Source organism: Acinetobacter sp. 1124_18A, from assembly GCF_052824995.1.
Genome location: NZ_VTDF01000002.1, coordinates 232670 through 254610, shown reverse-complemented (window position 1 = coordinate 254610; position 21941 = coordinate 232670). Strand labels below are relative to the sequence as shown.

General features: G+C 35.3%; 21 protein-coding genes. 10 read left to right on the top strand and 11 right to left on the bottom strand.

The window, feature by feature from the left end:
* Positions 1-93: 93 nt before the first annotated feature.
* Entirely contained in the window at positions 94-1098 is a 1005-nt protein-coding gene (locus FY048_RS05640; protein ID WP_446090464.1) for a homoserine dehydrogenase, read from the top strand.
* Positions 1099-1131: 33 nt separating this feature from the next.
* Here FY048_RS05640 and FY048_RS05635 read toward each other — a convergent pair whose 3' ends face one another.
* The gene (locus tag FY048_RS05635) at positions 1132-2049 is read right to left on the bottom strand and encodes a DMT family transporter (protein ID WP_446090463.1); all 918 of its coding nucleotides are present in this window, start codon (positions 2047-2049) and stop codon (positions 1132-1134) included.
* A 166-nt stretch (positions 2050-2215) separates the two neighbouring features.
* Here FY048_RS05635 and FY048_RS05630 point away from each other — a divergent pair, with 166 nt between their 5' ends.
* Positions 2216-3070 carry a helix-turn-helix domain-containing protein gene (locus FY048_RS05630; RefSeq protein WP_016138192.1) on the top strand — a complete coding sequence of 285 codons (855 nt, stop codon included), beginning with the start codon at positions 2216-2218 and terminating at the stop codon, positions 3068-3070.
* A gap of 18 nt (positions 3071-3088) precedes the next feature.
* Here FY048_RS05630 and chrA read toward each other — a convergent pair whose 3' ends face one another.
* Complete coding sequence (gene chrA / locus FY048_RS05625) at positions 3089-4435, bottom strand: chromate efflux transporter (RefSeq protein ID WP_446090462.1); 1347 nt, start codon at positions 4433-4435, stop codon at positions 3089-3091.
* 181 nt (positions 4436-4616) lie between these two features.
* On the bottom strand, positions 4617-5903 hold the full coding sequence (locus tag FY048_RS05620; RefSeq protein WP_446090461.1) for an MFS transporter: 1287 nt from the start codon (positions 5901-5903) through the stop codon (positions 4617-4619).
* A 524-nt stretch (positions 5904-6427) separates the two neighbouring features.
* On the opposite strand from FY048_RS05620, the gene FY048_RS05615 reads away from it, so the two are divergent.
* On the top strand, positions 6428-8641 hold the full coding sequence (locus FY048_RS05615) for a TonB-dependent siderophore receptor (RefSeq protein WP_446090460.1): 2214 nt from the start codon (positions 6428-6430) through the stop codon (positions 8639-8641).
* 55 nt (positions 8642-8696) lie between these two features.
* Here the strand turns inward: FY048_RS05615 and FY048_RS05610 are convergent, their stop codons facing one another.
* Positions 8697-10115 (bottom strand): aspartate ammonia-lyase, encoded by a 1419-nt coding sequence (locus FY048_RS05610; RefSeq protein WP_446090459.1) that lies wholly within the window; start codon positions 10113-10115, stop codon positions 8697-8699.
* A 413-nt stretch (positions 10116-10528) separates the two neighbouring features.
* Between FY048_RS05610 and FY048_RS05605 the strand changes: the two genes are divergently transcribed.
* The 4 genes from FY048_RS05605 (at position 10529) to FY048_RS05590 (ending at position 13620) form a co-directional block, all read left to right on the top strand.
* Positions 10529-10711 carry a hypothetical protein gene (locus FY048_RS05605; protein ID WP_016138181.1) on the top strand — a complete coding sequence of 61 codons (183 nt, stop codon included), beginning with the start codon at positions 10529-10531 and terminating at the stop codon, positions 10709-10711.
* Positions 10712-10822: 111 nt separating this feature from the next.
* The gene (locus FY048_RS05600) at positions 10823-11044 is read left to right on the top strand and encodes a hypothetical protein (protein WP_080645707.1); all 222 of its coding nucleotides are present in this window, start codon (positions 10823-10825) and stop codon (positions 11042-11044) included.
* Positions 11045-11590: 546 nt separating this feature from the next.
* Positions 11591-12484 (top strand): LysR substrate-binding domain-containing protein, encoded by an 894-nt coding sequence (locus FY048_RS05595; protein ID WP_446090458.1) that lies wholly within the window; start codon positions 11591-11593, stop codon positions 12482-12484.
* 242 nt (positions 12485-12726) lie between these two features.
* Positions 12727-13620 (top strand): LysR family transcriptional regulator, encoded by an 894-nt coding sequence (locus FY048_RS05590; RefSeq protein WP_003651675.1) that lies wholly within the window; start codon positions 12727-12729, stop codon positions 13618-13620.
* Between the two features lie 49 nt (positions 13621-13669).
* Here FY048_RS05590 and FY048_RS05585 read toward each other — a convergent pair whose 3' ends face one another.
* The 6 genes from FY048_RS05585 to FY048_RS05560 form a co-directional block, all read right to left on the bottom strand.
* The gene (locus FY048_RS05585; RefSeq protein WP_446090457.1) at positions 13670-14842 is read right to left on the bottom strand and encodes a thiolase family protein; all 1173 of its coding nucleotides are present in this window, start codon (positions 14840-14842) and stop codon (positions 13670-13672) included.
* Positions 14843-14907: 65 nt separating this feature from the next.
* Positions 14908-16317, bottom strand: a complete 1410-nt coding sequence (locus FY048_RS05580; protein WP_446090456.1) for a short-chain fatty acid transporter — start codon at positions 16315-16317, stop codon at positions 14908-14910.
* 115 nt (positions 16318-16432) lie between these two features.
* Positions 16433-17074, bottom strand: coding sequence for a 3-oxoacid CoA-transferase subunit B (locus FY048_RS05575; protein ID WP_446090455.1), 642 nt, complete (start codon positions 17072-17074; stop codon positions 16433-16435).
* Position 17075: 1 nt separating this feature from the next.
* Positions 17076-17780 (bottom strand): CoA transferase subunit A, encoded by a 705-nt coding sequence (locus FY048_RS05570; protein ID WP_446090454.1) that lies wholly within the window; start codon positions 17778-17780, stop codon positions 17076-17078.
* Positions 17781-18019: 239 nt separating this feature from the next.
* Complete coding sequence (locus tag FY048_RS05565) at positions 18020-18901, bottom strand: LysR family transcriptional regulator (protein ID WP_005305071.1); 882 nt, start codon at positions 18899-18901, stop codon at positions 18020-18022.
* A gap of 116 nt (positions 18902-19017) precedes the next feature.
* The gene (locus FY048_RS05560) at positions 19018-19407 is read right to left on the bottom strand and encodes a hypothetical protein (protein WP_446090453.1); all 390 of its coding nucleotides are present in this window, start codon (positions 19405-19407) and stop codon (positions 19018-19020) included.
* 201 nt (positions 19408-19608) lie between these two features.
* Here FY048_RS05560 and FY048_RS05555 point away from each other — a divergent pair, with 201 nt between their 5' ends.
* Both FY048_RS05555 and FY048_RS05550 read left to right on the top strand, forming a co-directional pair.
* The gene (locus FY048_RS05555) at positions 19609-19962 is read left to right on the top strand and encodes a J517_1871 family lipoprotein (RefSeq protein ID WP_446090726.1); all 354 of its coding nucleotides are present in this window, start codon (positions 19609-19611) and stop codon (positions 19960-19962) included.
* Between the two features lie 449 nt (positions 19963-20411).
* Positions 20412-20750: a hypothetical protein gene (locus FY048_RS05550; RefSeq protein WP_446090452.1), complete on the top strand. Its 339-nt coding sequence runs from the start codon at positions 20412-20414 to the stop codon at positions 20748-20750.
* 177 nt (positions 20751-20927) lie between these two features.
* Here the strand turns inward: FY048_RS05550 and FY048_RS05545 are convergent, their stop codons facing one another.
* Positions 20928-21191: a hypothetical protein gene (locus FY048_RS05545; RefSeq protein ID WP_446090451.1), complete on the bottom strand. Its 264-nt coding sequence runs from the start codon at positions 21189-21191 to the stop codon at positions 20928-20930.
* Between the two features lie 230 nt (positions 21192-21421).
* Between FY048_RS05545 and FY048_RS05540 the strand changes: the two genes are divergently transcribed.
* Positions 21422-21865: a BLUF domain-containing protein gene (locus tag FY048_RS05540; RefSeq protein ID WP_446090450.1), complete on the top strand. Its 444-nt coding sequence runs from the start codon at positions 21422-21424 to the stop codon at positions 21863-21865.
* The last annotated feature ends 76 nt before the right edge of the window (positions 21866-21941 follow it).

Genomic DNA, 21941 nt, shown 5'->3' with positions numbered 1-21941 from the left:
TCACCTTTATAAATTCGTAGTTTCCAAAAATGAAATGCTAGAATTATCTTTGGAAATTTGATTTAAACCATTTAAGTTTTTTGAGAAAACGATATGAAGCGAATTAACGTAGCAATTTGTGGTTTTGGACGGATTGGGCAACAAATTGCAGAGCTTCTTTTAACTCGATCTGAATACTATAAACAAAAATATCAAATTGATCCCCGTTTAGTCGGTGTCTGCAACTCATCATCAGGCTTAATCGATCAAAATGGTTTACAAGCTGCCAAATGGTTAGATAAAACACAATATCAAATAGGCCTAACTGAACAAAAGTTTTTAGAACAGGTTCAAGCAGATGTCATTATTGATACTGGCCTAAGTGATTATGTTACCGGTGGGAAAGGCCTATTTTATTTAAATTATGCTTTAACACATAACATGAATGCGATTGCAGTATCTAAAGGAGCTTTAGTTGTAGAAGGCAAAAAATTAATTAACTTGGCTCATCAACACAAGCAAAAATTATTTTTTAGCGGTGCGACAGCTGCGGCCTTACCGACTGTTGATTTGTTTGAATATAACTTAGCTGGCTGTGAGATTTTAGAAATAGAAGGTGTTTTTACTGGAACCACAAATTTTATTTTGAATGATATGTTGCAACATGAATGTGCATTTGCAGAATCTCTTGAAAAAGCTCAAGCAAAAGGTATTGCTGAACCTGACAGTTCTTTCGATGTAGATGGATGGGATACCGCTGCTAAAATTACGATATTAGCCAATACTGTTTTAGGAGCTGATGTAAAAATTCAGGATATTCCAAAACAAGGAATCAGTCATGTCACAGCCGATCATATACGTGATTGGAAAAAAGAAGATCTAATTCCTCGTCTGGTCGGTTTTATTCATATTAAGAATCAGCAAATTCAAACAGGTGTTGAGTTACGTTTAGTCCCAGCAAATCATCCTTTTGCTCATCTGCAAGGTTCCAATAAATGCATTAGAGTGTTAACGCAAGAAATGGGTGAACTTGTTGTAAGTGGAGGAGCATCTGCACCTTTAGCTACAGCAGCAGCGGCTTTAAAAGATTTTGAGCTGATGCTAAAAACGTCCTGCTAGAGGTGAATTATTACTTATAAAAAAAGCAGGCTTTTAGGCCTGCTTCTCACAACTTTTTTGACTATTAAATAGCTTCTTTCCAATTTCAAATTTACTAAACATTAAGTAGTTGCCAAGTAAAATTAAAAGAATTCCAAATAATGCATTTAAGGTCCACTCATATCCTTCAAAGAAGGTAGAAACGGTTAGAGCAACTAACGGGAAGAGTAAAGTGCTATACGCTGCTTTTGAAGCACCAATTCGCCCAACCAGCGAAAAATAAGCAGAGAAACCAATAACTGTACCAAATACAGCCAAGTAAAGTAGCGAACTTAAAAATGGGAAATTCATCGGAGGCATTAAATCTTGGCCAGTAAATAAGGCTAGACTTAACATCACCAAAGATCCATAAGTCATGGCATAACAGTTTGTTGAAAAGATATTTAGACCACGTTTTTGGTGTCTAACACTAATCATATTCCCTAAAGAAAAACCGTATGTACCTATAGCACATAGCCCAATACCCATTAATAACTGCGCATTAAACTGACTATTAATCAAGTCATGCCAAAAGAGTAAAACAATACCACCAAGTCCTAAAAGTGCAGCTAGAGCAAAGTTTGGTGAAGGTTTTTGCTTAAAAAAGATAAAAGCATTAATGGCATTAAAGAAAACAGCCATCGAAAAAATAACGGATTCTAAACCGCTATTTACATATTTAACGGCGGTATAAAAACAAATAAAGTTTAGGCCGAAAACACAAAGGCCTTGCAGCATACAAAACAAGTGATCTTTTAAAGCAATTCGCTGTAATTTTCTTGAAAATAGTAAAACAACCCAAAGTAATAAGGCTGAAATAGCAAAACGCCATAAAATTGCGACGATGGGTGTTGCATAATGGCTCTGAACGGCAATTCCAATCCATGTTGTTCCCCAAATCAACACCACCGCAACATAGAGCAAAATATTCATAAGTTCATCCTCGATTACCAAACTTAAGTATCTAGGAATGCTTAATTTTTCACGTATATATTCTTGTGTTATACATGCAAGATCTTGCGCTTTTTATATAACTGAACTAGCTGAATTTTGCTGAATATGGTTAACTTAAGCTCAATGATATTCGTTTTAATTTTGCATGGCCTATCAAACTTTAGAACAGCTACAGCAATCTAAAGCCAAGCTTCACGAAACTGTGGTGCTTGATGAAAATATGCAACTTGCATTTTGGTCTAATGAGCAAGATCGTGTAAGTGTCTGTAGCGATCACCATACTTTAAGTCTTTATATTCAAGATGGCTATGAAAGCTATCAAAAAACACCTGCGGGCTGGAAAAATGGTGGCGGACCGGGTCGTTTTTGCTTATTGCCTGAACATCAGGAGTCAACTTGGGATATACGAGGCGGGCTTAAGTTCGTTCACTTGTATTATACCGACCAACATTTGCGTGATGTTGCTGAAAAAATATGGGACAAAGAGCCCAATCAAATTGAACTAAACGAAGTTGTCTTTAACGATGACGAAAAGATTCGTGCGTTATATCAGTTTTTCTTGTTAGATTGTGATTGGAATGATTCTTCAAACCATTTACAAATGAGTACCACTGCCAGTTTATTGCTAAATCATTTAATTCGAAGATATAGCAATGTTAAGTGGCAGCAGCCTGTCATTAAAGGTGGACTGGCACCTCATAAACTCAAATATATTCAAGACTGGATTGAAGGGCATTTAGATCGAGCACTCACTTTGTCTGATTTAGCAAATGTTGTGAATTTAAGCGAATACCATTTTGCTCATATGTTTAAACAGTCCATGAATATGGCGCCTCATCAATATGTCATGCAAAGACGCTTAACTAAGGCAAAAGGGTTAATTCAGTCATCTCAACTTTCTTTACAAGATGTTGCCCTAGTATGTGGTTTTAGTTCAGCGAGTCATTTGAGTCATCGCTTTAAACAGTTTTATGGCATGAGTCCTTCACAGTTACGTTAAAAGGCTCATGATTCATTTTTATAAAAGATAAACACCTAAACCAATCAATGCTGATGCAAAAATGACATATAGCACGTTAATGTTAAAGCGGAATAAGGCAATAAATGCAGCAATAGTAATTAAGGCTGCGATAACATCAAAGTGACCAGAAAAACCGTGTGGCCATAGCACGTGATAACTAAAAAATAATGCTAAATTTAAAATGACACCAACCACAGCCGCGGTAATTGCAGTGAGTGGCGCCGTAAACTTAATTTCATTATGTGTAGATTCAATAATGGGTGCACCAGCAAAAATAAATACAAATGAGAACAGGAAAGTAAACCAAGTCACAATGACTGCACCGAGTGCTCCAGCAAAAAATAGATGCTCGGGCCCAAGTAATGAATGATTAACACCTCCTAAAAAACCAACAAAGGCAACCACCATAATCAGTGGTCCGGGTGTAGTTTCACCTAAAGCCAAACCATCAATCATTTGTGTAGGTGAAAGCCATCCAAAATGATTTACAGCCCCTTGATAGACATAAGGTAAAACCGCGTAAGCCCCACCAAAAGTCAGCAATGCAGCTTTAGTAAAAAACCACGCCATTTGAGTATAAGAATGATGCCATCCAAAATATGCGCCTAAAGCTAAAATTGGCAATAACCATAAAACGATTGCCACAAAAATAAGTTTAGCTAACCGCAACCAATGGAATTTAGCATGCTCTGGTGTCGGGGTATCATCATCAATAAATGCCGGACCATAATCCTTTTGACTGGCTTTATGCCCAGCGACTGAGGAAAATAGGTCTGGGTACTTTTTACTGGCTAAATAGCCAGCAATACCAGCTGATAGCACAATAAGCGGGAAAGGAAGCTTTAAGATAAAAATGGCAAGAAACGCAGCAATTGCGACGAACCATAAAAATTTATTTTTAAGTGAGCGGCTACCTATACGGTAAGTTGCATGGAAAACAATTGCGGTGACGGCAGGCTTAATTCCATAGAAAATACCTGCAATAACAGGAACATCTCCAAATTTTATATAAACCCAAGACAGCCCAATTAAAATAAATAAGGAGGGTAATACAAATAGAATACCTGCAACTAATCCTCCAGCAGTTCTATGCATAAGCCAACCAATGTAGGTTGCTAATTGCTGTGCTTCAGGGCCGGGTAACAACATGCAGTAGTTAAGGGCATGTAAAAATCTTTTTTCAGATATCCAGCGCTTTTGTTCAACCAGTTCCTGATGCATCACAGCGATTTGTCCAGCTGGCCCCCCAAAGCTAATAAAGCCGAGCTTGAGCCAAAATAAAAAGGCTTGCCAGAAGGTGACTTGAATAATACTTTCAGGTAAAGGGGACTTTTCGTTTTCCATTTTTTTATCCCATTAAAAAATAATTTATAAAGATCAATAATATCAAACTAACAATCTATAATTAATCGAATTGGTTAGATGCACAATGCAGCTATAAGATACAGAACAAAAATGAATTTCTTATTATTATAAAAAGATATTCTTCTAAAAAAATTATAGAAGAATATCTATGTTTTATTTTTTAATGATCATGTTCTAAATAATCTGGTTTTTTCGGAAGCGCAAGGCTACACAAGAAACAGATCATGAGCATGACAATCACATAAATAAAGAAGGTATTTTCAATTCCAGCAGCTTTAAATTGCAAGGCTACCGATGGTGCAGAACCACCAAAAATAGCATTACCTACCGCATAAGAAAATCCTACCCCGAGTGCGCGTACGTGAGGTGGGAACATCTCAGCTTTTACTAGGCCACTAATAGATGTGTAGAAACTCAAAATCATCATCATAAAAATGAGTAGCAAGGTAATGATGATTGGCGAATCTATATAATTAGGCATTCCAATTGCCATTACTGGATAGATAAAAATCGCAGATAATAAGCTAAATGCCAGCATTGAAGAACGTCGCCCAATACGGTCGGAAATTGAACCAAATACAGGTTGAGCACACATATAGACAAATAGCGCGAAGGTCATAATATAACCAACGGTTTTTCCATCCATCCCTAAATTAGTTAAATAGGTTTTTGAATAAACAGTTTCTACATAAAACGTTAATGAACCCGCAGAGGTATAACCAACCACCAATAAAAAGGTTTTCCAATGTTTTTTAAAGAGTTCTCTTAAGCTACCAGACTCTTCACGTTCACTGTCTTGATGAGAAAGCGTTTCTTCTAAACGACTCCGTGCGAGTAAAGATACAATCGCAGCAATACCACCAATAACAAATGGGATACGCCAACCGCCATTGAGCAATTGGTCCTCACTCAAAAACGTTAATAAAATTACACCGAGTAAGCTGGCGAGTAACTGGCCACCAGAGAGTGTGACGTATTGGAAAGAAGAGTAAAAACCACGTTGACCTTTTAAGCCTAATTCACTCATGTAGGTTGCTACGGCACCATATTCACCACCCACCGATAGACCTTGAAGTAAGCGTACTACCAGTAAAAGGAAAGGGGCAAATAAGCCAACTTGATCATAAGTCGGTAAGGCTGCAAATAGAAAAGAGCTCAAAGCCATTAGGCAAATAGAGACAATCATTGATTTTTTTCGACCGTGTCGGTCTGCAATGCGCCCAAATATCCAGCTACCAATAGGACGCATAAAAAAGCTTGCTGCAAATACACCCCAAACGTAGATCGATTTGGTCGTGCTATCCATGTCTGGTGCAGTCAGAGCTTGAGTAAAGTAAGTAGCAAATACCGCATAGATATAAAAGTCGAACCATTCAACCAAATTACCTGAAGCTGCGCCTACAATCCCTCGTATTCTACTGCTCTTTTCTTCCTTAGTATATGTCATAGATATTCCGTCAGTTAGCAGAAAAAAATAGAAATTTTCAGATGTACTGAACAGGAAATAGAATGAATCTTTAGATATCACTCAATCCTGAGTACTTTCTTAGAATTCCTCTCCATTCATTTTTTATAATTTTAAATTTCCATTCTAGTGATTCTATGATCTTTTGTTCGATTTAAAGAAATTTTTACTGATAATCGAACATTTACTTAATTTAGTGAGTTGATCAATGCACCATAAACTTTATTTAAAATCAAACATCTAATTTATTAACCATATTCGTTATTGTATTCCTCCTTGGTCTAGACCTATTTCTGAGCTTAGTTTTATTTTGACTATTTGGTAATACTTAAAAAGTTATAGTCCTAATTTCAAAGAAAATAAACGAAATTCATATAATGATGACGCTTTATTACACAAAATTTACTTGATCTAAAAATTATATAATTTGTTGTTTCTCTATATTTGTCACTGTATTCTTGCGTGGCTAAAAATAGGCTCAGCAGTTACTTCTAGCGCTTCAAATTATGCACGGTATGGCAGGTAGTTATTCAATGGAAAGACGTTTGTTAAATCTTCACTTCATGACATGCTCTAAAACAGCATTGGCTTCATCTATTGCACTCATAACATCTGTCGTTTATGCAAATGAAGCGGAGGTTTCACAGCTACCAACGATTACCGTGAATGCCACCCAAAACTCTAACGATTTGTATTCCTCAAAAAAAGTTGATTTATCTGGTTTTCAAACTGGCGATGTAAAGAAAGTTCCTGCATCTATTACCACCATTACCTCTGAGCGCATAGCAGATCAACATGCAAAAACGCTAACTGATGTTATTAAAAATGATCCATCGTTGGGAGATGGTTACGCTGCTATTGGCTACTATCCAAACTTTGTAGCACGTGGTTTTGCCCTCGATTTAGGCTCTAGTTATCTCATTAACGGTCATACCATACGCGGCGAGCAAAATGTAGCTTTAGAAAATAAAGAGCAAGTTGAAATCTTAAAGGGTATTTCTGCAATTCAAAGTGGCATGTCGACGCCAGGCGGTGTTGTAAATTATGTGACTAAAAGACCTGCCAATGTTAAAGATATTACTGTAGATGCAAATTCAGAAGGCGGTTATACACTGGCAACGGATGTAGGCGGTTTTTTAAATGATAATTTTGGCTATCGAATAAATTTAGCGCATGAAAGTATTCACCCAAATGTCGATCATGCAAATGGTAAACGAGAGTTTGGTTCAGTTGCTTTAGACTGGAAAATTAATGATCGCTCTAAATTACTGTTTGATATTGAAGCTCAGCATCAAAGCCAACGCTCAGTACCGGGTTATCAACTGCTTGATGGACAAGTGCCAACAAATGTAGATCAAGACCGTTTATTGGGTTATCAGTCTTGGAGTAAACCTGTTGTAAATAACAGTCTAAATGCGAGTTTGAAATATCAATACGCTTTTAACGATCAATGGAATGGCAGCTTAAGTGCATCACAAAGTCGTGTTGTGATTGATGATTATATTGTATTTCCTTATGGAAGTTATTACTCATCAGGTAATGAACTTGCGGTATTCGACAAAGATGGTAACTATGATCTTTATGACTATCGTAGTCCAGATGACACACGTATTACCAACCAGTTTGCTGCTAGGTTAAATGGTCAATTCAATACTGGCAACCTTCAGCATCATGTAACGTTTGAATTGCAAAATACACGTAAAAACCTGAAGCGTTATGATCCGAGCAATCAACTTATTGAGAATGAAATTGGCAATATTTATGTTGATAAACCAGACTTTCAAATGCCAACTGAAAAATTAGGTAATCGTTTTAAAGCCCTGGAAAGCAATCAGACTGCATTTACAATCTCTGACCGAGTTCAATTTAACGATCAATGGTCAACTCTACTCGGTGGAAAACTGATTCACCTTGATGAGCAAGCCTATAAGCCAGATGGGCAGCAAAGCCGAGACACAGATTTAAATAAGTTTTTACCACAATTAGCCCTCATGTATAGCCCAACTGCCACGACTAATCTTTATGCTTCATATGCCAAAGGATTATCTGATGGTGGGGAAGCACCTTGGTATACAAACAATGTCATGTATGGCACTGGTCCCCAGATATTATCACCTAGAAATTCTGAACAATATGAAATTGGTGTTAAGCAACAAATACAAGACTTCTTATTAACAGCAGCTATTTTTGATTTAAAACAAGACAATCAATATACGACTACAAATTCTGCAGGAGAATTAGAATTTATTGAACAAGGTGAACAACACAATCAAGGTATTGAATTAGGTTTAACAGGTGCCTTAACCGATACACTCGATGTAAGCTCTGGTGTTACCTATACCAAATCTCGTCTTGTTGATATTGAGAGTGACAGCTACAAAGGTCATCAAACTCAAAATGTTCCGAAAGTACGAGCTACTGCGCAGTTATCTTATAAAGTACCTTCAGTTGAAGGGTTAAGATTACTCAGTGGTATGCAATACAGCAGCAGTAAATATGCAAACAAAGAGGGAACTGCAAAAGTAGGTGGCTATAGCGTCTTTAATATTGGTGCTGCCTATAAAACAAATTTTGCTGGGCATGACACAACTTTTAGATTCAATATTGATAATTTATTTAATAAGAAATATTGGCGTGATGTAGGGGCATTTATGGGGGATGACTATTTATTCTTAGGTAATCCACGTACAGCTCAGTTCTCTACAACTTTCAGTTTTTAAAGTATAGAACAAATAAAAAAGGAGCTTATAAAAGCTCCTTTTTTATTTTCAGGAATTAAGCCGACATTTTTGGTTTAACCATATTATTAATCGACAAGATATCATCAAGCACTTGTGCTGATAATAAGCCTTCGTTCTGAACGAGTGCTAATACACTTTGTCCAGTTTCGTTTGCAGTTTTAGCAATACGAGTTGTAGTTTCATAACCCAAATATGGGTTAAGTGCAGTCACAATACCAATTGAGTTTTCAACTAAAGCTTTACAGTGTTCAGGGTTCGCCGTAATCGTATCAATACATTTACTTTGGAACATTGCCATCGCGTTACCAAGTAAATCCATAGATTCAAATAGTTTGAATGCAATAAGTGGTTCCATTGCATTTAACTGTAATTGACCAGCTTCAGCAGCTAAAGTTACAGCCAAATCATTTGCAATAATTTGGAAGCAAGCAAGGTTCATCGCTTCAGGAATAACGGGGTTTACTTTACCTGGCATGATCGAACTACCCGGTTGACGTGCTTCTAAGTTAATTTCATTGATACCAGTACGTGGACCACTTGAAAGTAAACGCAAGTCATTGGCAATTTTTGAAAGTTTAGTTGCGGTACGCTTTAATAAACCAGATAAAAGAACAAAGTCACCCATATCTGAAGTTGCTTCGATTAAGTCAGGAGCAGACTTAATTTTCTTACCAGAAATTTTTCCAAGCGCTTGAATCGCAAGTTCACGGTAACTATATTCAGTGGTAATTCCCGTACCAATCGCTGTACCACCAAGGTTCATATAAGCTAAAACATTTGGAATAAGCGTATTAATTTGTTCAAGATCTTTTTGCAGAGTTACTGCAAAAGCACCAAACTCTTGACCTAAAGTCATTGGCACAGCATCTTGTAACTGAGTACGACCCATTTTTAAGATGTGAGCAAACTCTTGAGACTTGTTACGGAAACTTAAGATCAAGTTATTAAAAGGAAGATTTAATTCATCTAAGTTTAATAACAAACCTAAGCGAATCGCAGTAGGGTACACGTCATTTGTTGACTGTGACATGTTAATGTCGTTATTTGGATGTAGATATTGATATTGACCTTTAGAATGTCCCATATATTCTAAAGCAACATTCGCCAATACTTCATTTGCATTCATGTTGGTTGAAGTACCAGCACCGCCTTGCATCATATCAATTGGAAACTGGTCGTGAAAATTACCGCGAATAAGTTGATTACAGCTGTATTCAATCGCTTCAAATTTAGTTTGATCTAAGCTTTTAAGATTATAGTTAGCTTCAGCACAAGCAAGTTTTACCATTGCTAATGCTTTAATTAAATGAGGGAAATTTCCAACTTTGCTTTGTGTTAAGTTAAAGTTTTCTAGAGCACGTAATGTTTGAACTCCGTAATAATCATTATTATTGATTTCTCTATAACCAATAAGATCCTTCTCAATACGGGTGGTAATTTCAGCGTTCATCATTAAACTTCGAATTAGTAGAGTAGATAATTCATATTAGATTTCGAAATGCTTCACTTCTAATGCATTTATCAAGTTAATTATGCATTTTTTGCATATCAAATTTTTTCTTTTCTAGACTTAAAAATAAAAAAACTTTTTTCTTCTCTAATTGAATCAAAATTTTATTTTGTAAATTAATGGTTTACTGTTTAGTTAAATTTAATATATAAAATTGTAAAATGAATTAAATGATCATCTAATTTAAAAAATAACCGCATGCAAAATTTTAGACTTATTAATTTAAGTGAAATATCAACTAAATTAATGAGGTTAATTAAACCGGAAGTGTAGCTTATCTAACAAATTTATATAAAAATGTGATGCATTTCACATAAAAGGCACTATAATACGAAAAAATCTTAGTTTTTAAGTTTATGTTAAAAGTCACAGCTGCATTAATTATTTTGGGTAGTTTTACATACTATGTACTTTTTCATGGTGAAGAGAAGAGCGAGTCTAAAACCTCTCGTCTGCTGAAAGAAGCAGAGCAATCGATTGCTTCTGCTGAAACCTCTGTAAACAAGGCAAATAGTATCGTAGCCATATCTTATAAATAGCCACGATTACTTAGCTTAACTGTTTTATATTATCCATCAAAATATTGTTTTATCTAAGTTTTATTAAATTTTAGGTAAAAGACTGTATGTATAGAGACAAAATTCATGAGAATGAAGTTTATCGCCTATGATCCCAATTCTGGGGAAAAAGTAAGCTTAAAAGAGCATATCCATCACATGGATAAATACACCACTTATATCTTTTTTAGTGATGAAAAAGATAATATGGTATTCAATCCGCAGAAAAAGCAAGTTTTTGAAATTACTCAATATACAGCGAATATGATGGTTGAAATTTCAAGAAAGCTATATTATCTGATTGGTGAATATTAAAAATTTATTTCAGTTCAATTTTGAATAGATACTTTAGTAGAATAGTCAGGTTTATTTAGTTGAACTATACTGCAAATATATCTTCTGATTTGAATGAGTTCATTAGGTCAGAAAGCTTAAATCCTGAAATGATCAAATTAGCAACATTTTAGTTTTACAGTCCGTATTCTTCCCCAAGGTGCGGACTTTTTTTTATTAAAATTAAGACATGATAAAACGATGAGGGTATTTTTGGTTTTTATTAAAGCTTAAATGGTTATTTACTTGATTTATATCAACCTTACTTTTTGATTTAAAATATTTTTTAGAATAAGAATTTTATATTTGTATGAGTTGTTGCGCTAAATGAAAGTCTTTTATTCTCTTACACTCTTTTCTATGTCAGAATTATTAAATACTTACTTTTATCGTTTGGCTTTGCCATTCTTCCATCGCATTTTTGCAGGTACTCCCATGTTTTATATTTTTCATTCATCTATTCAGCTATTTATTCAGCTTCCCAACCAGACAAATTAAGGACATAATTATAAAAAGGGAATGCATAAAATGAATTTAGAAGTACGTTGGGTCGAAGACCTTTTGACATTAGAGCGAGAGCGTTCTATTTCAAAAGCAGCAGAAAAACGATTTATTAGCCAATCTGCTTTTACGCGTAGAATTCAGCAAATAGAAGAGATGATTGGAGCTGAAGTTATTATTAGAAATAATAAAAATAATATTGAATTTACAGACATCGGGCGAATTATGCTAGTGATGTCTAAAAATATTGAGAAGCAGGTGGAAGAGACCGCCAAGCTGATTAAAAATATTAAAAATGAAACCGAATCTACGATTCGTTTCTGTGTGGTTCACTCATTAGCTTCTGGTTTTTTAACAACTTTTTTAAAAAAATTTCCAACGTTTATGCGTGATTTAAAAATCGAAATTGTCGCGACCAATAGTGGTGAAGGCTTATCTCTTTTAAAAGAAGGTGCCTGCGATTTTATGATTTGTTATGCAGATCGCTCAAATATTAACCGTGTTGGTGATGATATTTTAAGCGGGATCAAGATTGCTGAAACTGAGATTGTTCCTGTGTCAGCTACGGAAGTCGACCATACGCCTAAGCATACAATTCAGACTAATTTTTCTTTGCTTGCTTATAGTAAACATGCTTATTTGCGAAAATTGGTAGATCAGCTGATTGAAGGTAAGCTGATTTATAAAACCTTATATGAGACTGACAATGCCACCAATTTGAAAGAACTTGTACTACAAGGTTTAGGGGTTGCATGGATTCCAAAAATCAATGTTGAGGAAGATCTTGCTAACGGAAAACTGGTCATGTTAGATCATCATGAGTATTGTCTTCCTCAAGATATTTATATTTTTAAAAATAATTTAAGTGATAACAAAGCAGTTCAGCAGATCTGGAAAGGTTTTCAAATTCAGCATGATTAAATTTTAAAAATTTATAGCGATATGAGCTGTATTCACTAGATTTATATACAAAGTAACCCAATAAAGAGGCTATGCTTTTGTCTTTATGATGAAAGGCTTTATAAAGCATTGCCCCTGGTCTAGGTTCTTTGTTAATTTAGGCGATACATCAATAATTTAAAAACAGGTTTAGCATTCTTATCTAAGCTATACCTGTTTTCAGTCCTTTTTGAATGGATTATTTGATCCAGACGGAGACAATTTTGTTTGATCTAGATAGTAGATTACTAAATATTTTTTATCATATTTATCGGTTTAAAAGCGTTTCAATGGCTGCCGATGCTATTGGGCTTACACAACCAAGTGTTAGTAATGGACTGAACAAAATCCGTCAGCATTTTAATGATCCACTTTTTATTCGTGTTGGAAATGAAATGATTCCAACCGAATTGGCTAAAGAAATATTTCCGCTCATTAGCGAAGTAATTGATAAAGTTGAAAGCATTAATAACTTTAGTGTGAACTTTGACCCACTTACCTCTGATCAGCTTTTTACAATTGCCATGACAGATGTGTCTCATCTGGTCTTATTACCGCAGCTGACCAACTATTTAAAAGAGAAAGCACCTTTAATTCGTTTGAATATTCGACCGATCACACCAGAAACTAGCTATCAAATGGCAAATGGTGAAATTGACCTTGCAATTGGCTTTTTACCCCAATTAGAAGAAGGCTTTTATCAGCAGAAGTTTTTTAAACAACATTATGTTGTGATTAGCTCTAAGAGCCATCCTCGTTTAGATCCAAATAATTTTACTTTGGATGATTATATGCGTGAATATCATATCGATATTGATGCAGGAATCGGACACTACCATATTAAAAATGAATTGCAGAACAAAGGATTAGATAGAAATATCTTAATCCGCTTACCTAGTTATCTAGGGGTGGGTTTAGTGGTTCAAGAAACAGATGCGATTGCAACAGTGCCGTATTATTTAAGCCAAGTCTTATTGGTCAGAGAAAATTTACAGATTCTACCAGCACCTCTAGACTTTCCAACTTATGACGTTAAACAACATTGGCATATGTCTTGCCATCATAAAAGTAGCCATAAATGGTTCCGCCAAACCTGTTATGAACTTTTTAAAGTCTAAAAAAAGAAGGTGTAAGAAAAACTCTTACACCTTCTGTGCAGTTTAATTTTTAGATTTCAATTGCGACAGCTGTAGCTTCACCACCACCAATACATAACGCGGCAACACCTTTCTTTTTACCTAGTCGTTTTAAAGCATAGATAAGAGAAAGAATAATTCTTGAGCCAGTTGCACCAATTGGATGGCCTAAAGCACAAGCACCGCCATGTACGTTGACTTTTGCTTCATCGATACCTAAATCATGAATTGGTGCCATTGCCACCATTGCAAAAGCTTCATTAATTTCCCAAGCATCTATTTCGTCAACAGACCAGCCAGCACGCTCAAGTACTTTTTGAATTGCACTAATCGGAGCAATGGTAAATTCACTTGGATGTTGTGAATGAGTAGAAGTTGCAACAATTTTCGCCAAAGTATTTAAACCATGGCTTTGAGCATATTCTTCCGTGGTAAGTACTAACGCAGCAGCACCGTCAGAAATTGAGCTTGAGTTTGCAGCTGTAATTGTCCCATCTTTACTAAAAGCTGGGCGTAATGTTGGAATCTTCTCAAGATTAGCTTTTAATGGTTGCTCATCTTGATCAATAACTTCCACACCTTTACGTGTTTTGACTTCAACAGGAACAATCTCTTCTTTGAAGTAACCTTGTGTAATGGCAGTTTGCGCTTTTTTCAGTGAAGAAATTGCAAAGTTATCCATTTGCTCACGTGTAAAGCCTTTGGTATTTGCCATGTCTTGAGCAAAAGAACCCATTAAGCGGCCAGTTTCGGCATCTTCAAGGCCATCTAAAAACATATGGTCCTTAATTTCACCGTGACCCATACGGTAACCACCGCGAGCTTTAGGCAAAATATACGGAGCATTACTCATAGACTCCATGCCACCCGCAACAATAATGTTAGCACTGCCAGCTTTTAAAGTATCCGATGCCATTAATACGGCTTTCATGGCAGAGCCACACAGTTTATTAATGGTGACTGCACCCACATGATCAGGCACACCAGCTTTACGCATCGCCTGACGAGCGGGGCCTTGACCTATGCCTGCACTCAATACGCAACCAAAAATAACTTCATCTACTTGCTCAGGTGCAACACCTGCACGTTGAATAGATTCACGAATTACAGCAGCGCCAAGCTCTGGTGCAGTTAAAGCGGATAGACTACCTTGAAAACCTCCCATTGCAGTACGGCTACCTGAAACTATAACAATTGAATTCATCTTAATATCTCTTATTGGTGTATTTGCTAAATTTGCCTCTAGCTGAAACTAAAGGCGCCAGTAAATTAAAAAGTAGGTGGGGTATAGCTAAGCGTTCTTCCAAAGAACCACAATAAAAATAAAACTAAGGGAAAATGCACAACGAGCTGAGTAACTGTAAAACCAATCACATCTTTTGCTTTTAACTTTAAAATGCCCAACATTGGAAGCATGAAGAATGGATTGATTAAGTTTGGTAAAGCTTCTGCTGCATTATAAATTTGTACAGACCAGCCTAAATGAACTTTCAAATCATTTGCTGCTTGCATGACATATGGCGCTTCGATAATCCATTTTCCACCGCCAGAGGGTACAAAAAAACCAAGGATGGCAGAGTAAATTCCCATCACAATTGCGAAGGTTTCTTTTGAAGCGATTGAAACGAAAAACTCGGCAACATAATGCGACAGCGATAAATCTTGGCTGTTTAAAGCTTGCGTCATAATAAAAGCGATGCTTCCGTAAAGTGGAAACTGAATCAAGATACCTGATACGGCTGGAACTGCCTTTGCAACAGCATTTAAGAAGTTTCGTGGTGTTCCATGCAATGCTAGCCCAAGCATTAAAAACACAAAGTTATAGGTATTTAAACTTGAAATAGCAATGATTGGATTACTTTTTGAAAATTCAAAAAACATCCAGATTAAACCTAAGGCCACCACAATAATCGTTAAAATCGGCGAGTTTTCTAACCAGTCGCCCGGACGGGTAGACTTTTCCTCATGTAGTTTTTCTTCTTCAAACTGAATGTCAAAACTTTCAATCGTTTTAACATTATTACCTTTGGGAGCTGAAAAATATGCAATGGCGATTGAAACAATGACCAAAATAATGGTCATCGCAATTGATTGCCAAAGGAAAATCGTTTCGGTAAATGGAATAACACCAGTAAGACTATAAATTGACTCTGGCAGACTGCTTTTATTTGCCTGAAGCTGTGCTGCCGAAGAGCTGATTCCAAGTGCCCAAGTCGCACCCATACCAATGATTGCTGCCGCAGCTGCTGCGCGGTAATCCATGTTCAGCTCTTTACGCTTCGCTAATGCGATCACTAAAAGTGCTGTAAGAATTGTACTTACTGCCCAGTTGACTAGCGAAATTAACAAGCTGACAGTTGCAACTAAAACAATAGCGCCGCGTCCAGAATTTGGAATACGTGCCATTTTTTGAATCAGAAACTTTACTGGCTTAGAAACAGAAACGACATAACCTACAATAATCAGCATTGTCATTTGCAGGGTAAAGGGAATAAGACTCCAGAAACCATTCCCAAAAGAAGTCGCGACATCGTGAATTGGCGCACCAATACCTAAAGCGGCAACTGACACGATAATGACGCCGAGTAGTGCAAAAATATATGAATCAGGAAACCATTTTTCAGACCAGTCACTAATCCTAAGAGCAAATCTTTCAAAAATTCCTTGCTGTTTTTCCATAACTGAAAAATCCTTCTCGTTCTTATTTATAGACAGCACATCCGGTGCTTAAAAGGGTTAAGACTTAAGCTCACGTTCTAACTTAAGTCTTATATTTCTTACTAAAAATTTAATTTTATGCGACTAAGGTTTTGTAAAACTCAACGCCTGTAACAGCTTGAATCTGTTCAAGCGTGACATCTTTAGCAAGTTCAATCAGCTCTACACCGTGTGGAGTAATGTCCATTACACCTAGGTCAGTAATTACGCGATGAACCACACCTTTACCTGTTAAAGGCAAACTACAGTTTTTCACAATTTTTGGCGTACCATCTTTAGCACAGTGTTCCATAAGCACTACAACTTTTTGAACACCAACAACCAAGTCCATTGCGCCGCCCATACCTTTGACTTTCTTACCTGGAATCATCCAGTTAGCCAAGTCACCATTTTCAGAAACTTCCATTGCACCTAAAATTGCAATATTGACGTGGCCACCACGGATCATGGCAAAAGATTCTGAGCTTGAGAAAAAAGCAGCGCCAGGGCGAGCAGTAACTGTTTGTTTACCAGCATTAATCAAATCAGCATCAACCGTTTCTTCAGTTGGAAACTCGCCAATACCTAATAAACCGTTTTCAGATTGAAGCCAAACATTAATATTTTCAGGAATATAGTTGGCAACTAGAGTAGGTAAGCCAATACCTAAATTGACATAAAAACCGTCTTCAAGTTCTTTTGCAGCACGTTGTGCCATTTCATTACGTGACCAAGCCATTTTATACTGCCTCCGTGCTTAAAGTTTTATGCTCAATGCGTTTTTCAGGTGATGCATTCAGTACAATACGGTTTACGTAAATACCTGCTAAATGAATTTCATCCGGATCCAATTCACCAATTTCAACAACCTGTTCAACTTCTGCGATTGTAATTTTTCCAGCCATCGCACATTCAGGATTAAAATTTTGAGCAGTTTTACGGAATACTAAATTACCCGCTTTGTCTGCTTTATAGGCCTTAACAAGAGCAATATCTGCTGTTAAAGATTCTTCTAAAATGTAGTTTTTGCCATGAAAGGTACGTTCTTCTTTACCTTCAGCAATCAGTGTGCCGACGCCAGTCTGAGTATAAAATGCTGGAATTCCTGCACCGCCAGCACGTAACTTTTCAGCTAAAGTGCCTTGTGGTGTAAGTTCTACATCAAGTTCACCATTTAAATATTGGCGCTCAAACTCTTTGTTTTCACCAACATATGAAGAAATCATTTTTTTGATCTGTTTGGTTTGAAGCAAAATACCTAAACCAAAATCATCTACGCCTGCATTATTCGAAATACAAGTAAGACCAGTCACACCACTTTGCTTAACTGCAACAATCAGTTTTTCAGGAATTCCGCATAAACCAAAACCGCCAACGGCAAGTGTTTGATTATCTGCAATAACGTCTTTCAGTGCTGCCTCTGCATTGGCATAAACTTTATTCATTCTATTGTTATCCTATATCCCTTAGTAATCTTAGTTTTAGCATCTCAATTCGTGTTATAGAAGTTAATTTTTTTAAAGGATTAATGAGTATATTCAATGAATGCTATCAAATTAACAACAAAAAATTAGACTTATAGAATGCTAAAATCTTTAGAAATTAAAATTAAAATATTGAAAGTTATAATAATTAATAAATTTAGCTTATGCTTAGCTCATCCTAAAATGCAGTCTTTAATTTTTTAAAATTTATATTGCACCAAAGCCTCAATAAATTGAGTCGAAATATTTGAAATTTCAAAGTTCTTTTTATAAACAATTCCTACAGTCTTATGAATAGATTCATCCTTTAATTCAATCAATACGTTATGTTCTTTATCAATGTGTTTAGCAAAGTGCCGTGGAATTGCGCTTACTCCAATTCCATAAGCAACAAAACTTGATAGTGATGAAATTTGATGACATTCAACTTTTAAATCGAGCGTTATATTATTTCGTAAACAATTTTGCTCAACTAAATAACGAACAATTGAAGGTTTTTGTAAGGTTACGAATGGATTTGAACAAAGCTCATGCCATGTAATAGAGGAGGATTGAGCAAGTGGGTGAGTCTTAGGTAACAAAGCTAAGAAATCTTCTTCGAACAGCGGTTTGAACTCTAAGCCTTCAGTGAGATCAGGTTCAAAGCAGATACCAAGTTCAAAAATACCATCTTGTACTTTTTCTATGATGGTCTCATTTGGAATATCTTGAATTGAAAAGTTCAGGTTGGGGTGAAGTTCTAAAAATTGATGAATCACCTCAGGTAGAATTGCATGAGTCACAAAGGGCATTGAGGCGATACTTAAGGTTCCACGATTGAGCTTAAAACGTTGTTTGACATCATTTTCCATTTCATCCCAATTGGCGAGTAATTTTTTAGCATAGGGAATGAGGGATTTGCCTTCTTGGGTAAGCTCAACACGACGTGTATTACGGTTAAACAATTTACCGCCTAATTCTTCTTCTAGGCTTTTGATGGTGAGACTTAAAGCAGATTGGCTTAGATGTAGCTCTAAAGATGCATTGGCATAGTTAAGTGTACGCGCAAGAGCTAAAAAAGCTTTTAATTGTTTAAGCGTCATTTCATTCCTTTAGATTGCTCAGCTCACCTAGAAGGGTAATTTATACGAAAATTTATCTAATATGATGTTTTTTGACAAAAAATTATGAAAAAGAAAGTAGAGAACAATATGCAGAACTACTTGAGTAAATTTTCCCAGCAGAATTCATCAGTGTTGTTTGCAAAATATAGAGTCATTCCAACTACATGGAAAAATAAATAACCTAGCCAAATTGCTTGAGGGGCAACTTTTAAGCCTTCTAATAAAATAGTTGTTGAATAAATTGCTACTAAAAAAGTGAATAAGATGATGTATGTAATACTCGCTACAAACTTATATTTTGGTGCTAATTGAGGAACTTTATAACCAATCAAAATTTGCATACTGCAATTTATGATCAGTGCAATTATAGTTACAAGTATTTGTGGTGCATTTAAAAATTCTAAAGAAAGCTGTTCGATAATGAAAATGATTTGCCACAGTACAAACATGCCTAAAGGGTATAATATAAATTTAATCCAGATCATATTTTGTTTTCTTATCAAGATTTTACATTGGTATTCTATTGAATAATCCAGATTAAATAAATACTATTTTATCAAAAATTTAAACCACAGACAGGTAGTTTGTATTATTCTTAACTGTTAAATTTTACTCATAATTAAAATGGATAATTATCATGCAAAAGATAATTGCATTAAGCTTAGTTTTTTTTATTAAGTGGGTGTATAAGCCCAAATACTCAAATGACTAATAATAATTTTAGCGAAGTACAGCCTTCAACACCTTCAGTATCAGGTATATGGACGATTTCAATCGGCCCAAGCATATCAACCATAAAACTTGATTCAGATGGTAATGGAATACTTTGTGATGATACGAGTGGACATGTTGTATTCAAAAAAGTTAAGTATGCAAATAATATGATCTACATTGAAAATGGTATGACTCTAGAAGTGAAGCTTCTGAACAAAGATATACTCGAAGCCAGAATAACTTTAAGTGCCTCTAATTCAAATATGGTCTACAAAGCTGATAATGACTTAAAGGCCGCTTCATTAAAGTGTGTCAAAGAATTATAGATAATGACTTTAAACTCACAATGGTTTTTCATTAGCTTGAGGGAAGTCACATTAGCATAAGAATCCCATCTGATCACTGTTAGTGATCTGTAAGGTGCATTACCATTACCAGTTTTAAAAAAGGTAATTAACTCTTCCAAATAGTTTTTGTAATAAATTGTGGTAGATTATTAACAATTAAGGTTTTGACAATATTTTCGTGTAGCATTTTGGGATTAAAAAAATAAAATCTCAAAGGTAAAATGAAATGAATAAGATAACCCTAGTTTTGCTAGCAGCTCTTCTTTTTTGTATTTTAGCTAACTATGAAAGTTTCAACTTATTAAAATTTCATGAAACTGCCAGTAGTGAAATTAACAAAACTCTTCCTAAAAACTAATCTACCTAATGATGTTTTTTTTATATCTTAAGCTCTTAAATTTTCATTATTAATAATAAAGGATAATTTCATGAGGAAAACTTTAATTGGAGCTTTATTCTTAACGTTTGGAGCCTCTGTAAGTGCAGCATCAAAAATTGAAAAAGAGGAAACAAAAAAATTCTCAACTATGAAGCAGTGTATTGAATGGTTAGATTCTAAATATCCAAATAGAAAATGGCATAAAGATGGAGGTACCTCTTGGAGTTTAGAAAATGATAATTCAAATTTTTTATCTGGGATCACTCATGTGCCTAGTGAAGAAAATAAAAAGCTGATACATCCAATTGCGATTTATTGCAAATTAAAAGAAACAAGAGCAGATGGTGTCTTCTATGAAGGAAAATATATTGTCATAGAGGCTATTTAGTCTCAAAATTTAATTGAAAAATCCACTCAATGAGTGGTTTTTTTATAGCTGAACAAATTCAACAAACTCATTGCCAAGAACAATTCCTATATGATTGTCTTGCTAATCAAGTAGTGATTCAAAGACCTTGAAGAATTATCTTTTTCTTAGCTTCCATCGTATGTGTATAGCTATATGTTATGAGGGCCTAACTTTAGTTTTCTGTGTCAAAATCTTGATAATTTTAAAAACTTGATTATCTAACTTTATCTTTTGATGAACAGTTGCATTGTCGAGCTGATCCCATAACTCAAATGGAAAAAACTCTGAACTATGATCAAATACCCATAACCATTGATAACTATTGTTAAGCGTATTTACATCAAAACGTACATCCTGAACTTTGACAATCTTAAGTTGTTTATGATGTTCGTCTTGAAGAATAATTTCATGGTTCTCCATTAGACATCCACAAATTAAAGACAATTCTTGATTTTACTGAAATTAATATTTTCTAGTTAGTTTGTTAAGTTGATATTAATTTACAAAAGATTTCTGGTTGTTAAAGTTTGTCATTTTCAAAACGATAATAATCTTTACTCTTGAAATACAAGGTTTTAAATAGGTCAGGTTGTAAGCGTGGTGTGTAGCTGTCAGAATGCCCAACTGACATATATCTTCGAGTTATCGCTATGAGTTTAATAGGCTTTATGTATGCAAGTAAAACCAATAGTGAACATAGTCAAGTAAAACAAGATCTAATTGATATCCTCACAGAAGCAGTCAAATTCAACTTTTATAATGATATTACGGGAGTACTTTACTATGGTAATGGGTATTTCTTGCAGTACATAGAAGGTGAGAAAGAACAGGTTGAATCACTGTTTTATAATTCAATTTTGAGAGATTCAAGACATCAGAACTGCGAAATCATCTTTTCGGAACTGTCCGAACAGCGGTTGTTTAAGCATTGGAGTATGAAATTTGCTCCTATAAATACGAAAATAAAAGATTTCTTTTTTCATCATCATGTCGATGAGTTTAACCCGTATTTGCTTAACACTACATCAATTCCATCTTTTATTGAATTGCTTGTCGATCAACCAAATCTTAAAGCTGATCAATATCAAATTTAATCAATGATAGGATCTGAATTAGAGTAGTTTTTTCTACTTAAAAATATAAGCCCTCTAAAGAGGGCTTTTCTTAGTT

Coding starts and splice junctions, on each gene's coding strand:
- FY048_RS05640 (WP_446090464.1), top strand. CDS start 94: ATGAAGCGAATTAACGTAGCAATTTGTGGTTTTGGACGGATTGGGCAA.
- FY048_RS05635 (WP_446090463.1), bottom strand. CDS start 2,049: ATGAATATTTTGCTCTATGTTGCGGTGGTGTTGATTTGGGGAACAACA.
- FY048_RS05630 (WP_016138192.1), top strand. CDS start 2,216: ATGGCCTATCAAACTTTAGAACAGCTACAGCAATCTAAAGCCAAGCTT.
- chrA (WP_446090462.1), bottom strand. CDS start 4,435: ATGGAAAACGAAAAGTCCCCTTTACCTGAAAGTATTATTCAAGTCACC.
- FY048_RS05620 (WP_446090461.1), bottom strand. CDS start 5,903: ATGACATATACTAAGGAAGAAAAGAGCAGTAGAATACGAGGGATTGTA.
- FY048_RS05615 (WP_446090460.1), top strand. CDS start 6,428: ATGCACGGTATGGCAGGTAGTTATTCAATGGAAAGACGTTTGTTAAAT.
- FY048_RS05610 (WP_446090459.1), bottom strand. CDS start 10,115: ATGATGAACGCTGAAATTACCACCCGTATTGAGAAGGATCTTATTGGT.
- FY048_RS05605 (WP_016138181.1), top strand. CDS start 10,529: ATGTTAAAAGTCACAGCTGCATTAATTATTTTGGGTAGTTTTACATAC.
- FY048_RS05600 (WP_080645707.1), top strand. CDS start 10,823: ATGAAGTTTATCGCCTATGATCCCAATTCTGGGGAAAAAGTAAGCTTA.
- FY048_RS05595 (WP_446090458.1), top strand. CDS start 11,591: ATGAATTTAGAAGTACGTTGGGTCGAAGACCTTTTGACATTAGAGCGA.
- FY048_RS05585 (WP_446090457.1), bottom strand. CDS start 14,842: ATGAATTCAATTGTTATAGTTTCAGGTAGCCGTACTGCAATGGGAGGT.
- FY048_RS05580 (WP_446090456.1), bottom strand. CDS start 16,317: ATGGAAAAACAGCAAGGAATTTTTGAAAGATTTGCTCTTAGGATTAGT.
- FY048_RS05575 (WP_446090455.1), bottom strand. CDS start 17,074: ATGGCTTGGTCACGTAATGAAATGGCACAACGTGCTGCAAAAGAACTT.
- FY048_RS05570 (WP_446090454.1), bottom strand. CDS start 17,780: ATGAATAAAGTTTATGCCAATGCAGAGGCAGCACTGAAAGACGTTATT.
- FY048_RS05565 (WP_005305071.1), bottom strand. CDS start 18,901: ATGACGCTTAAACAATTAAAAGCTTTTTTAGCTCTTGCGCGTACACTT.
- FY048_RS05560 (WP_446090453.1), bottom strand. CDS start 19,407: ATGATCTGGATTAAATTTATATTATACCCTTTAGGCATGTTTGTACTG.
- FY048_RS05550 (WP_446090452.1), top strand. CDS start 20,412: ATGAGGAAAACTTTAATTGGAGCTTTATTCTTAACGTTTGGAGCCTCT.
- FY048_RS05545 (WP_446090451.1), bottom strand. CDS start 21,191: ATGGAGAACCATGAAATTATTCTTCAAGACGAACATCATAAACAACTT.
- FY048_RS05540 (WP_446090450.1), top strand. CDS start 21,422: ATGAGTTTAATAGGCTTTATGTATGCAAGTAAAACCAATAGTGAACAT.